The organism is Streptacidiphilus albus JL83, assembly GCF_000744705.1.
GTDB classification, from domain to species: Bacteria; Actinomycetota; Actinomycetes; order Streptomycetales; family Streptomycetaceae; genus Streptacidiphilus; species Streptacidiphilus albus.
In genome coordinates, this window is record NZ_JQML01000001.1 from 3,114,351 (window position 1) to 3,127,710 (window position 13,360).

The 13,360-nt window shown below is 72.8% G+C and carries 11 protein-coding genes and 1 tRNA gene; 10 read left to right on the top strand and 2 right to left on the bottom strand.

The window, feature by feature from the left end; genetic code table 11:
• Nucleotides 1–133: 133 nt before the first annotated feature.
• The 7 genes from BS75_RS49295 (at nt 134) to BS75_RS13470 (ending at nt 7,270) form a co-directional block, all read left to right on the top strand.
• Entirely contained in the window at nt 134–1,573 is a 1,440-nt protein-coding gene (locus tag BS75_RS49295; RefSeq protein ID WP_034092993.1) for a hypothetical protein, read from the top strand.
• Nucleotides 1,570–3,201, top strand: a complete 1,632-nt coding sequence (locus BS75_RS13445; protein ID WP_034088377.1) for a hypothetical protein — start codon at nt 1,570–1,572, stop codon at nt 3,199–3,201. The genes BS75_RS49295 and BS75_RS13445 overlap by 4 nt, the downstream gene beginning before the upstream one ends.
• Entirely contained in the window at nt 3,198–4,553 is a 1,356-nt protein-coding gene (locus BS75_RS13450; protein WP_034088378.1) for an AAA family ATPase, read from the top strand. The genes BS75_RS13445 and BS75_RS13450 overlap by 4 nt, the downstream gene beginning before the upstream one ends.
• A 122-nt stretch (nt 4,554–4,675) precedes the next feature.
• Nucleotides 4,676–5,026, top strand: coding sequence for a hypothetical protein (locus tag BS75_RS13455; RefSeq protein ID WP_034088379.1), 351 nt, complete (start codon nt 4,676–4,678; stop codon nt 5,024–5,026).
• Between the two features lie 181 nt (nt 5,027–5,207).
• Entirely contained in the window at nt 5,208–5,852 is a 645-nt protein-coding gene (locus tag BS75_RS13460) for a bifunctional DNA primase/polymerase (RefSeq protein WP_174515030.1), read from the top strand.
• Nucleotides 5,853–5,951: 99 nt separating this feature from the next.
• A tRNA-Lys gene (locus BS75_RS13465) sits at nt 5,952–6,025 on the top strand.
• A 159-nt stretch (nt 6,026–6,184) separates the two neighbouring features.
• Nucleotides 6,185–7,270, top strand: coding sequence for a hypothetical protein (locus BS75_RS13470; protein WP_034088380.1), 1,086 nt, complete (start codon nt 6,185–6,187; stop codon nt 7,268–7,270).
• A gap of 88 nt (nt 7,271–7,358) precedes the next feature.
• On the opposite strand, the gene BS75_RS51900 is transcribed toward BS75_RS13470, so the two are convergent.
• On the bottom strand, nt 7,359–8,426 hold the full coding sequence (locus BS75_RS51900; protein ID WP_331281420.1) for an SMI1/KNR4 family protein: 1,068 nt from the start codon (nt 8,424–8,426) through the stop codon (nt 7,359–7,361).
• Between the two features lie 178 nt (nt 8,427–8,604).
• On the opposite strand from BS75_RS51900, the gene BS75_RS13480 reads away from it, so the two are divergent.
• Entirely contained in the window at nt 8,605–10,707 is a 2,103-nt protein-coding gene (locus BS75_RS13480; RefSeq protein ID WP_034088381.1) for a hypothetical protein, read from the top strand.
• A 173-nt stretch (nt 10,708–10,880) separates the two neighbouring features.
• Here the strand turns inward: BS75_RS13480 and BS75_RS13485 are convergent, their stop codons facing one another.
• Nucleotides 10,881–11,486, bottom strand: a complete 606-nt coding sequence (locus BS75_RS13485; protein WP_034088382.1) for a TetR/AcrR family transcriptional regulator — start codon at nt 11,484–11,486, stop codon at nt 10,881–10,883.
• An 82-nt stretch (nt 11,487–11,568) separates the two neighbouring features.
• On the opposite strand from BS75_RS13485, the gene BS75_RS13490 reads away from it, so the two are divergent.
• Nucleotides 11,569–12,411, top strand: coding sequence for an alpha/beta fold hydrolase (locus tag BS75_RS13490; RefSeq protein ID WP_042437192.1), 843 nt, complete (start codon nt 11,569–11,571; stop codon nt 12,409–12,411).
• Between the two features lie 5 nt (nt 12,412–12,416).
• Nucleotides 12,417–13,352: an NADP-dependent oxidoreductase gene (locus BS75_RS13495; RefSeq protein WP_034088383.1), complete on the top strand. Its 936-nt coding sequence runs from the start codon at nt 12,417–12,419 to the stop codon at nt 13,350–13,352.
• Nucleotides 13,353–13,360: the final 8 nt, after the last annotated feature.

Consider the following 13,360-nt stretch of genomic DNA (forward strand, 5'->3'; position numbering starts at 1 on the left):
CTCGCCCGGTGACTCCACGGTCTCCCGGTGCCCTCCATGATCCCTGATCCCGATTCCCGGACGGATGCCCCACCTGCTGCTACGGACGACCGGCACCGAATTGTCGGTACGGGATGCGAGACTGGCCCGCACCATGAACCACGTTGAAACCGGGGCGCTGCGCACCCCACTCGAGCAGCGTCTGGCCGCTCTTCGCGGCAGCGCACCACAGCGCAGCCTGGACGCCCGCGCCCTGGCGGCGCTCGCCGCCAACCCGGGCTGCCGCCGCCGGGCCGTGCTGGACGCCGCCGGAGTGGACAAGGCGGCGCTGGCCGGTCGGCTCGGCCATCCGGCACCGTTCGGCCAGTCGCCGTTCGCGATCGCCCGCGGACTGAGCTTCGAGAAGCGGATCACCAGCGACGGCTTCGCCGACCTGCTGGAACTGCTCCGCCACCACCTCGCGCTGCCCGCTCCCTACGGTTCGGACGACGCCTGCCCGGTGGAGACCCCGCAGTTGGTCACCGATCCGAAGCGCCCGGCCGAACGCGTCGCCTCCACCCGGGCGGCGCTCGCGCGGGCTTCGCGTACGCCCGGCGTCTGGACGCTGCTGCACCACCCCCTGCTCCGGCTGGCGGTGGCCGGCTCCACCGTCCTGCTGGAACCGGACGTGATCGCCGTCCGCCCGGACGGGCGGTGGACGGTCGTGGAGATCAAGTCCTTCCCCATCCTGGACGGCGGCGCCGACCCGGCCAAGGTCGGGGCAGCGGCCCGGCAGGCTGCGGTCTATGTCCTCGCCCTGCGCGCGACCGCAGCCGAACTGGACGCCGAGGCGGCCGACAAACAGGCGGCCGACAAGAAGGTTGTCAGCCAGGAGACGGCCGGCAAGCCCGAGGACGACACGTTCCGCGACGGCCCCGGCGCACTCCGGGAGCCGTTCGACCCCTACCTCGAACCCGAGGGACTCGCCGGTGCGCCCTCCGGCACCGTGCTGCTGGTCTGCCCGAAGGACTTCTCCAACCGGCCCACCGCCGCCACGGTCGACGTACGCAAGCCGATGGCAGTGACCCGGCGTCAACTCGACCGGCTCACCCGGATCGAGGAGCTGTTGGACGCGCTCCCGCCCGGCAGCTCCTTCGACCTCGCCCCCGACCGGGCGGACTCCGAACTCGGCTCCACCGTCGCCGCCGTGGGTGCCGCGTACTCCCCCGACTGCCTCGCCAGCTGCGAACTGGCCTTCCACTGCCGGGCGGAGGCCCGCTGCGCGGGAGCGGTCGAGACGCTGGGCCGGGGCGTCCGAGGTGAACTCGGCAGCCTGCGCACGGTGGACGAGGCACTCGCGGCAGCCCAGGGAACGGCGTCGGCAGCACCGGCCCACTCCGCCGTCACCGAGCAAGGCCCCGTCGTCACCAAGCAAGGCCCCGTCGTCACAGAGCAAGGCTCCGCCGTCACCAAGCAAGCCGTCGCCGAGGAAGCCGTCGCCGTCGCGGACGAGGCGGTCGCCCGGCTGGCCCACGCGGCAGCGCTCCGGGCCGAGGCCCTGGCCTGCGCGGTCCCGAACCGCGTCCACTCCCCGGACGGCGGTCCCGAGGCATGAGCCTGCTCACCACCCTCGCCCGGCTGGAGGCGGTCCGCAGCGGACACGCCGAGCCGCTGGCGACCGTCCGGCACCGGCACCTCGCCGAACAGCCGCTGGTCCTGATCCCGCTGGCCACTGCCGGTGAGACCGGCGCTCCGCTTGCCGTGATGCTCGGCCGCGACCGGGAGCGGCCGACGCTGCTGACCCTGCCGCAGCCGCTGGACCGCACCCGGCGCTTCGTCCTCCTCGCCGAACTCGCCACCGAACTGCTGCCCTACCTGGAGTCCTTCGGGGCGGACGTCGAAGTCCTCACCAGGGAGACCAAGGACGCCGAGACCGGTGAGCCGGCCGAGGTCACCCGTGAGCTCTGCCTGGACGCGCCGCAGGTCATCGTCCCGAACCGGGGCGGCATCGAACTGCTCGGCCTGCTCGGGCGGTCGACCCGGTTCCGGCGCACCGCCGAGGACCCGGACCCCGGTCCCTACCCCGCCCCGCCCCGGGTGCCGCTGCTGGGCCGGTGGCTGACGCACCTGCGCGACCGCGCCCAGGTGCCGGGCTCCTCGCTGCTGCTCGCCATGACCGACCTGCTCGGTCGGCACTGGGCGACCGGCCAGAGCACCCTGGAGGACCAGCACCTCGGCGCGCTGCTGGCCTGGTTGGACCCGCCGGCCGGACTGACCGGCGCCGAGGCGGCACTGCGCGCGGAGACCGCGCGCGACCCGAACGGCCAACTGCTCTGCCCACCGGCCGGCCCTTCGACCGATCCGCACTTCGACAGCACGCTGTTGGCACCGGCGATCACCCGCTACGACGCGGCCCGGCAACTGTCGGATCCTGCCGCCACGGCGGCCCGGGAGCAGGACATCCACCGGCTGCTCGAAGGGCTGCTGCTCCCGGTCTGGGAGCAGCTGTGGCGAGGCGTGGACCTGCTGCGCGCGCTGCCCGAGGCCGCCCATGTGCCGGAGCGCTGGACCGGCGACCGCTGGTCCTACACCGCGCACCGCGACCGGTTGGCGGCCGGCGAGCCCCCGCAGCCGGTGCAGGACGACGCGGTCACCGCCGCTCGCAAGCTGGCGCAGCGCGAACGGGAGCAGACCACGGTGGGCGTGCAGGAGGCCCTGGACGACCCGCTCGCCATGGCCGAGCACCGACTCGCCGGAGAGGCCCTGGCCGGCGTGGTGGTCGGGGTCGAACTGGAGTACGACACCAGCAGGAAGACGGCCAAGCCCCGGCCGCTGGTGACGATCCGCACGGCGGACCGGCTGCACGCCGATCCCGGCCAGGAGCTGCACCGGGCCGGCGGCCCTAAGCCGCAGAAGGCCGAGCTGGTCGCGGTCGGCCCGGCCGGTTCCCACCAGCCCCTCCGTTCCCCCTCGGAGCCGGCCGGTGTTGCGGGCACGGTCACCGTCCGGCTGCTGAACGGCATGGGCCGGAAGAAGGAACCCGATCCCGGGACCGTTCCCGCCCCCGGTGACCAGGTCTGCTTCACCACTTTCGAACTGACGGCCCGCCAGTCCGCGCCCCTGCCCGAGCCCGAGGACACGCCCTGGACCCACGGCGGTCCGCCGCGAGCGTCCCTGCCCGCGTCCGAGCCCGCGTCCACGTCCGCACCCGCGTCCGAGCCCGAGGAAGAGGCCGACCGTTGAGCCCGCTCTCCCCCGCCCCGTCCGGAGCCGACGGCCCCGGCGCCGAGGCCGACCGGGCCGTCGCCGCGATCCTCGACGCGACCCTGCACGGCAGCGAGCGCGGCACGGTCGTGGACTCCCCGCCGGGTGCCGGCAAGTCCACGCTGGTGGTGCGGGCCGCCCGGGAACTGGTCGGCTCGGGCGAGCGGCTGATGATCGTCGCCCAGACCAACAGCCAGGTGGACGACCTGGTGGACCGGCTGGCGACGGCCGATCCCGGGCTGACCGTGGGCCGGCTGCACGGAAGCGACGCCGCGCCCGACCCGATGGCGCTGCGGCATCCCAACGTCCTGCCCTCCACCAAGGCGAGCGAGCTGCTGGAGCAGTCGGTGGTGGTGTCGACGGCGGCGAAGTGGCAGTGGGTGAAGGGCGTCGACCCGTGGCGGCACGCCATCGTGGACGAGGCCTACCAGATGCGCTCGGACGCCCTGCTCGCCGTGGCGCGGCTGTTCGACCGGGCGCTCTTCGTCGGCGATCCGGGACAGCTCGACCCGTTCACTATCGTCGGCACCGACCAGTGGGCCGGGCTCAGCTACGACCCGTCCAGCAGCGCGGTGGTCACCCTGCTGGCGCACAATCCGCGGATCGTGCCGCACCGGCTGCCGGTGTCCTGGCGGCTGCCGGCCTCCGCCGCGCCGCTGGTCTCGGCGGCCTTCTACCCCTATGCGCCGTTCCGCTCCGGGACCGGCCCCGGCGACCGGCGGCTGGAGCTGCCCACGGCCGGGGACGGCTCGGCCGCCGACCGGGTGATCGACATCGCCGCCGACACCGGCTGGGGCCTGCTGGAGCTGCCGGCCCGGCACACGGTGCGTACCGACCCGGAGGCGGTGCACGCGGTGGCGCGGGTGGTCCGGCGACTGCTCGACCGACGGGGGACCTGCGTCTCCGAACGCGGCGAGTCGCCGCTGACCGCCGACCGGATCGCCGTCGGCACCGCCCACCGCGACCAGGCCGCCTCCGTCCGCGCGGCCCTGACCGGGCTCGGCGTCCCGGTCGGCGGGGCGGACGGGGTCACCGTCGACACCGCGAACCGGCTGCAGGGACGCGAGTACGACGTGACCGTGGTCCTCCACCCGCTGTCCGGGCGCCCGGACGCCACGGCGTTCCACCTGGAGACCGGACGGCTGTGCGTGCTGGCCTCACGGCACCGGCACGCCTGCATCGTGGTCGCCCGGGCCGGGATCGCCGAGCTGCTGGACGAGCATCCGTCGACCGAACCGGTCCGGCTCGGGGTCACGGTCAAGTTCCCCGACGGCTGGGAGGCCAACCATGCGGTCCTCGCCCACCTGTCCGAACACCGGGTGCGCGGCTGAGAAAGCGCGCCCCGGACGGGAATACCAGCGGCCTGTTGCCCTGTTCCGTACCTGGCGGCCTGCCCCGACAATGGAACGCGGCCGACTCCCTCGTCAGCCGCGACCCGCACGGAGGTGCACCGATGTCCGACTCCCCCGCCGAACGCTCGCCGCAGCGCAGGCTTCGCCCTGCACCGCTGCTCTTCGAGCCCAACCTGGTGGAGCCGGAGCAGGAGCACTTCTTCGACCTGGAGTCGATCGAGGACCCCCGGGAGCTGCTGCGCCGCTCCACCGAGCTGGCCCTGGCCTTCCGCGCCGCCGCCGAGCGGGCGACCGAGTACCAGGCCGTCGCCGCGGCCCAGCTCGCGGACCCCCGGCACTTCGACAGCCTCAGCTGCGAGGAGATCGCCGCCCGCGCCGACTGGACCCCGGACTACGCGGCGAAGATGGTCGAGCACGGACGCGGCCTCCAGCGCGGCCAACGCCACCTCTGAGGCACCGGCGCGCGTCGCCCGCCGACCGCATCCACCGACCGCATCCCACCCGGCCGGCAGAGCCTCACCCGCCCGCTGGCATATGCCGCCGGAGGATACGCCGCGCCAACCGCTACTGTCCGGCGTTCCACCTTTCCCACCCTTCTGCCGAGCGCCCCCCGGTAGCTCTAGAGGGGTGGATATGTGGACGCATCAATCGATCGAGTACGTGACCGTCGCCGGCGAGGCGTGGCTCGCCTCGGCCAGCGAGTACCCCCGCAGCATGCGTGCGCTGTGGGAGTCCCAGCCCTGGGCGCCCACCGTCCTGCCCTGCGGGCGGACCTTCGACATCGTGAACCTGCCGGGCGTCTTCGGCCGACGGGTGCTCGACGAGCTCTGGGAGTCCGGCCCCGGCTGCGGCCCGGTGGCGACCCACCGGGGCCGGATCCTGGTCTTCGCCGAGGTCGGCACCGCCGCCCGGCTGCGCACCCTGCTGGTCTGGGAGGAGTGGGCCCGCGACGTCCCGCCGCTGCTCTGCCACGGCCTCGGCGACGCGATCACCGTGCCCCCGGTCCAGCGGATGGCCGACGCCCCGGAGGGTCCCAACCGCTGGATCGTCGCCCCGGACTCCCACGAGCCCTGGCTCCCGGGAGCCGCCGTCCTGCTCTGGGCCTGCGTCCGCGCCGCCCGCGAGGACCACGGGGCCCCTGCGGTCCCCACCCGCCCGGCCCCCGAGCCGGCTCGGACCTCCCGCCCGCGCACCCTCACCGACCACGACCTGCTCGACCCCGCCCCGCACCACCCGGGCCACCTCCAGCTCCTCAGCCCCGGCCTCCCCCCGGCCTGACCCCGGGCCGGTCCCGGGCCGATCCCGGATCCAAACCCCCTCCAGGTATTGGATTCGGCATCCAGCGCCTTCGTCCTGTAATGTCTACGACGTCAGCAAGCGCCGCTAGCTCAGTTGGTTAGAGCAGCTGACTCTTAATCAGCGGGTCCGGGGTTCGAGTCCCTGGCGGCGCACAGCAGATAGGCAGTACGAGCAGGGCCCTCTCCCTCCGGGGAGAGGGCCCTGCTCGCTTTTCCGGCCGCCTTTCCGGCCGCCGACAGGGGCCCAGACGATCCGGAGACCTGGACGGCCCCGGCTTGACGATGACGCCGCGCAGACCTCGGGCCTAAGGTATGCCGGTGATCTTCAAGAGGAAGCAGGGGGCTTCGAGCCTCACCACAGCCGTGTCCGAGCTGGAGGACGCGGTTGCCGCTCGTGACGGCGCCCGCACCGGACCTGCCTTCTCCGCCGTGATGAACGTGGTGCAGTCGGCGTCGGATGCTGAACGCGTACCGGCGGGGCCCCGGTTGGCAGCGCTGCTGCCCGCCTTCCCGCCCATCGGCCCGCGGCCGATGCTGGCCATGGCGGCCGGCTTCTGCGTCGAACACGGCGCCGATCCGGCGGCCTGCGCCGAACCGATCCTCGACGGCGTCCTCCGGGACCTGCGCGACGCCCTGGAGTTCGCCCGCCGCTGGACCGCCACCGGCGGGACCGAGGACGATCTGCCGGAGCCGGACGAGAAGATCATCGACGACACGCTGCTGGCCCGCCTCGCCCCCGACGCATACCTGGCCACGCGGCTGGCGCTGGCCTGGTGCTCGATCGAGAAGTGGCAGCCGCCGGCGCTGGCCGTGCTGTGCCGCAGCGCCGAGGTGCGCCGCCGGGACACATCCGCGATCCTCTCCGCCTGTCGCGACCTGGCGGCCCTGGAACGGCACGACCTCAAGTGCCTGGCCTACGCGCTGGCGGTCCTGGACGACGAGACACTGGTCGTGCTGCACCGGCCCACCGGAACCGGCTTCGAGGTGCGCATCGGCGGCATCGGGGACAACTTCCAGTTGCACACGCTGCTCGCCCACACCCTCGTCGGGGGCGGCCACGTGCCCGGCACCCCGCCCTCCGCAGAGAGTGTCCGTCTGGCCACGGACCCCGAGCCCGCCCGGGGCCGCACCGAAGCCATCGCGACCGGGGCCTTCGAGCTCCTCGCCCCGAACGGCGCGCGAATCTGGAACGAAGGGCTGCCCGACGACATCCCCGTGGTGGAGGGACGTCGCCTTCTCGTGCTCGACGAGCCGACATACAAGCGCAGTTGGAACGCCGACCGGTTCTTCCCGAATCTCCCCGGCACGGCCGAGCTGACCCGCGTCCTGACCGCCGACGAGACACGGGTCTGGTCCGCCCACACCTCGCCGGACAACGGCACCCGCCCGCCTTCCTGACTCGGCGGGCCGGGGCGTCACCGCGCTCCGGGAGGACGGCCGACGACGCGCTCGTCACCGACGGGACGGCTTTCGCCGCACCGCCCTGCTACGGGCGGTCGTTCGAGGTCGCGAAGTCGGCGCCGATGTTGTTCCACATGTAGTCGCTCTTCCAGGCGCTCTCCCCCGAGGCCCATCCGGCCATGGCGTTCAGCACCCGCTCCCGGGAGACGGTGCGTGTCTGGTAGTGCTCAGCCGCGACACCGTCGCGGTACTCCAGTTGGTAGGTGTTGTCATCGCGCAGCAGCACCTGGATGTACCAGTCACCGGACTGCTCGTCCTCTCGCTCGACGACGAGGCTGTCCCCACGGCGCAGGTTCTCGATCCAGGTGCCCAGCCGGGTCCTCGTCGGCTTCAGGTGCGAGGCCGCGCCGGCCCTGACCCGCACTTGCCGCGTGGACGCAGGAGCGCCCGATGGCGCTGCGGCCTTGGTGGTCGTCGTGGACGACACCGCTCCACGCTGCTCCGCATCGGCGAGCCAGCCCAGATACCACTGGGCGAAGGAGACCGGCTCTCCCTCGTCGTCACGGAGCGGTTCCAGGTCCTCGTCGTCGACCCGGCCGTCCCACCAGATGCGCCCGCGTTCTGGCCCGCTGAGGACCAGCCACTGCCGAACGGCACAGCCCGACGTGGAGATCACCACCGCACCCACGGTCCGGTCCGCCGACCACATCAGCGCTGCCCAGCGCTGCTCCCAGGCTTCGACGGCGCCGTCGAAGTCATCGAGTTGCTCGTAGTCCTCCTCCTCGGGGCGTTCGTCCAGGAGCGCACGGAGTGCCGCCGGATCCGGCCCTTGGACCGGGAACGGCTCGGCCAGCCTGGAAAGGTCCGCCAGCTCGACTCCGTCGCCCTCCCAGCACCATCGGTCCTGGCAGCGTGCGGGGTAGATGCCGTAGTACGGTCCCGCACCGCCGGCGCCGACCTCCAGCAGGAAGGTCCGGTACTCGTCGGGCAGCGCGACGCCTATCTGCGCTTCGAGGGCGTCAACCTCGTCCGGAGTCAGAGGGTCATCAAGAGCGAACCCATGCCCGATGGAGCCGAACACCTTCCTCCCCGACACCGACTCCGCCAGCGCGCGCACCCGCTCCCGCACACCTGCCCATATCTGATCGTTCATGGCCGCAGACTACGAGGCGGGTGTGACAAAGATTCGGCAAGGTCGATCAATCCGGACCACGCCGGGTCCGTACCATGCCGGCCACTCGTGCGGCGCGCTGCGACATGCCCTCCGGCGCGTGGGCGGTCCACTACCGTGGGACTCGTCAAAGGCCCGTCCTGGAGGAGTCCATAGCCCCATGCGTACGTTCTTCGAGGCTGATGATCAGGATGGTTTCACAGCAGGGTCCCGGGAGTTGTCGCGCCGAGCGGCGGAATGGGGCCGCCTCGCGGACGAGCCCGCCGATCCGCTCGTCATCACCTCGGCGCTGGAGTACCGGCATCGCGGCACCGTGGACGGCCGACTGGGGCTGTGGCAGCAGCGGCATGTCGAGGAGTTCCTGCTGGACTGGCTGCCGCGCACCCTGACGGAGCTTCCCGGCCGGCCGGGCGCCGACGGCCCGGGCGGGCTTCGGGTCCTGCTGCGCTACCTGGACGCGCACGGCCTCACGGATCCGCGCGGGGACAGCCTCCAGGTACTGGAACAGACCATCGACCGGGCGAGCGAGGGCTTCGCGGCCGCGATGGCCGACCGCACGCGCTGGGGCGTGGCGAAGTTCTGGGCAGCCACAGCCGCCGAGCAGGGCGTCGACATCGTGGACCAGGCATCGCTGACGCGCTTCATCGAACGTGCCCAACGCGGCCGGATTCCCTATGACGGGGACACCCTGGACGCCATCTTGGACCGCCACCGGCGCACCGGTCCACCGCTCGTGGGTCGTGCGGAGCCTCAGCTGCCGGTCGTCCTCCCCGACGAGGACGAACTGCGCGCCAAGGCCGCGCTCTCGCCGCTGGTAGGCCAGTTGGCCGGGCTGGTGTCCTGGGTGGGACCGGAGGGCCGGGAGCTGACCAAGCTGGCCCGCCTCAGGCTCAACGACGCCCGCGAGCTCGTGCACCTGCTGGAGACCGGTGACCGCCCCGGCTCGCCCCGCACCAGCGCCGAACTGCCGCGGCTGAACCTGCTCTTCGCCTGGGCCAAGCAGGCCCGCCTGGTCCGCACCGCCAAGGGCCGCCTCTACCAGGTGGCCAAGGCCCGCCCGCTGCTGCAGGATCCGCTCGCGCTGTGGCTGCGCGCCTTCGAGGCGCTCTTCGAACTGCGCCAGCCGCTGCTGGGCGGCCCACCGGACACCTTCATGCCCACCTCGATGCTGTACGGCATTTACGAGGACGTGCTCCCCGACGTCCTCAACACCCTCTACAGCCTCCCCTTCCCCATGCCCTGGCCCCGGCTGCGCGACTCGGTCCACCTGGCCTACCGCGAACGCTTCGGCCTGGCCGGGGCCGAGCCCCACAACGTGCGCGGCTGGCTGCTGGACGCCGACCACGACCTTCACCACGTCCTCGGCTCCCTGGAACACCTGGGCGTGGTCGACCGGAGCCAGGGCATCGCCGACCCGGTCTTCCTCGACGCCCCCGACCTGGACCTGCCCGCGCCGCCCCTGCCGGAGGGCATGCCGCCCGAGATCGCCCAGCTGCTGTTCGGGGCATCGTCCGTACCCGACCCCGAGGCCGCCTCCCGGGCCGAGCAGCTGCGCGCGGAACTGGCCGCCGGGCCGGTGGAGTTGATCCGGCTCACCGCTCTCGGCACCCACGCCGTCCGCAGCCGCCTGCTCGCCGAGGGGCGCGACGCGCCGCTGGTCGGTGAACTCACCGATGCCCCGGCCGCCGGCCTGCTCGGGGTGATCGCCGAGCACTACGACCCCGACTCCGCCCGCACCGAACTCGCCCTCTGGACCGAGGCCCACAACGGCGCCGACGCGGCACGCGAGCAGCTGCTCCAGGCCGTGCGCGCCACCCCCTTCCGCAGCCGCGCGGAGGCCATGCTCGACGTCCTCGTCGCCGCAATGCCCGAACCACACGGCGAACTGATGCTCCGTTCCCTGCGCAGCGACCCCGTCCTCGCGCCGACCGCACTCAGCGTCCTGGTCCGCCGCGAACTCCTGGAACCCGACGACGTCACCGACGCCGAAGCACCGCTCATGGTCGCCGAGAGCCTGCTCCAACTCCTGGAGAACCTCGGCGAGGAGGCCACGGCGAAAATGCTGCTGGCCGAGGGCGCCGCCCAGGCCCGCGCCGCCGTCTCCACCGCGCTCACCTCCGGCCACCCGGACCGCGACGGACTCGCACGGCTGCAACGCCTGGCGGACGGGCCGCTGCAGGGCCTGGGCGCGCAACTCGGCCGCCTCAGCGCCGCCCGCGCCCGCCAGGGCCGCGCCAAGCCCACCCGCCGACGCCGACGCTGAGACTGACACTGAGCGTGGCCCGACGCCGACGCCGGCGCGGCGCCCAGCCGAGTTCACCGAGCGGGGCCGAGCGGGGCCGAGCGAAGCCCGCTGTGCTCGCCACCCGACGGCCGCTTCACCACACCCCGCTGCCGTCCAAGCGATGCGTCGCGCGGGGGGGGTGGCGCTCGATGTCAGCGCGGCCACGCCGCCAGCGCGACGTCCACGATGCTGTCCAGCTCCGCGCGGGTGGCGCCGTCGGCGGCCTGGGTGTCCATGCCCTGGATCACCGCCGCGTAGAACCGACCCAGCGCGACGGCGTCAGTCCCGGCCGGGAGCACCCCGTCTGCCACGTCCTCGGCGATCTTCTGGGCGATGCGGGCCTTGGCCTGCTCCCGGAAGCCGCGCAGCTCCTGCTTCACCTCGGCGTCGGCTTCGGCGACGTTGACCGCGGCGCTGATCACCAGGCACCCGGGCGGGTGGGCCGGATCGGTGTAGCCCTCCGCGGCTTCTCGCAGCATCCTCTCGATCGCCGCGCGCGCCGTCGGCTCCTCGGCGAGCGGACGGGTCCCGTACTGGCCCCAGGTCTCCGCGTAGCGCGCGGTCGCCTCGCTGAACAGTTTCCGCTTGTCGCCGAACGCCGCGTACAGGCTCGGCGGGCTGATGCCCATCGCCTTCGTCAGCATCGAGATCGACGTCGCCTCGTAGCCGTGGCGCCAGAACAGATCCAGCGCCGCGTCGAGCGCCGCGTCGCGGTCGAAGCCGCGCGGGCGGCCTCGGGTCGTCGGTGATGCAGTCATGGGGAAATTCTATAGCGGTCGCTAGGGACCGTGGTAGCGTTCTTTTTGTAGCGAACGCTACACAACAGGGGAGGGAACAACCATGCCCGGGACCGCGAAGGTCAGCCAGGTCACACAGCGCACACAGCTCACGCCGGTTTCCGTCACCGTTGCCGGCAACGGCGCCGGCCTCGTTCTCGCCCACGGTGCGGGAGGCAGCGTCGAGGCGAACTACGGCCCGATCCTCGACGCGCTCACGGCCGGGCATACGGTCGTCGGCATCGACTACCCCGGCACCGGTGCCTCGCCCCGCTCCGAGACACCGCTGGACGAGGACTGGCTCGCCGATCAACTCGTCGCGGCGGCCGTCGCGGAGGGCCTGGAGACCTTCGCGGTCTCGGGCTTCTCCCTCGGCGGTCCGATCGCCGTCCGCGCGGCCGCCCGCCATCCCGAGCGCGTCACCGCGTTGATCCTCACCGCGACCTTCGCGCACGCCGACACCCGCCTGGCACTCTCCGCCCGTCTCTGGCGCGACCTCCACGCCGCCGGCGACATCTACCGCCTGGCCCAGTTCCTCACCCTCGTCGGATTCAGCACCCAGGCGCTCGCCGCGATCCCGGAGGCCCAGCTCGGGCAAGCGCTGAAGGACTTCGCCGCCGCAATACCCGCCGGCACCCCGGAGCACACCGAACTCGTCGAGCGCATCGACGTCCGGGCCGACCTCGCCGGCATCACGGTCCCGACACTCGTCATCGTCACCGCGAACGACGCCCTGGTCGATCCCTCGCTCCAGCGCGAGCTGGCCGCAGCCATCCCCACGGCCAAGACCGTCGACATCCCCACCGGTCACCTCCCGATGGCCGAGCGTCCCGAGCATTGGCAGCAGCTCATCACCGACTTCCTCGGCTCCATCGAGCCCATCGAGCCCGCCACCAAGGAGAACTGAGCAGCATGCGCGCGATCACTCAGCACGCCTTCGGCAACCCCGATGTCCTCGAAGTCGCCGAGGTCCCCAAGCCGGTCCCGATCCCGTCCGAGGTGCTGGTCCGGGTCCACGCCGCCTCGATCAACCCCGTCGACACCTATGTCCGCTCCGGCGCCTTCCCGCTGCTCGGAGAGCCGCCGTTCATCCTCGGCTGGGACATCTCAGGCGTCGTGGAGGAAGTCGTGCCCGGCGTGACCCGCTTCGGCGTCGGCGACGAGGTGTTCGGCATGCCGTTCTTCCCCAGGGCAGGGAGCGCCTTCGCCGACTACGTCGCCGTCCCGTCGCGGCAACTCGCCATGAAGCCTGTGAATCTCACGCACATTGAGGCGGCGTCCGTCCCGCTCGCGGGCCTGACCGCCTGGCAGGCCCTCGTCGACACCGCAGGCGTCACCGAAGGCGACCGGGTACTGATCCACGGGGGCGCCGGCGGCGTCGGCCACTTCGCCATCCAGATCGCCAAGGCCAGGTGCGCCCACGTCACGACCACCGCCAGCTCCGCCAAGCACGAGTTCGTCAAGGATCTCGGCGCGGACGAGGTGATCGACTACCGCACGGCCGACTTCGCAAGGCGACTCCGCGAGACCGGCGTCGACGTCGTTCTGGACGCGGTCGGCGGCTACGGTGACGCCTCGATCGCCGCCCTCAGGCCCGGCGGCCGGTTCATCACCATCGTCGAGCGCACCGACCGCGACCTCGCGCGCCGCATCGAGGCGGCCGGACGCCGCTTCGCGGGAGTCACCGTCGAGCCCGACCACACCGGCCTGGAGCGGCTCGCCGCACTCGCCACCAACGGTGCGTTGCGGCCGCACATCCAACAGACGTTCCCGCTGGCGGAGTCCGCCGAGGCGCACCGACTGGTCGAGTCGGGCCGCACAGTCGGCAAGATCGTGCTGACGGTGTAGCGAGCGCA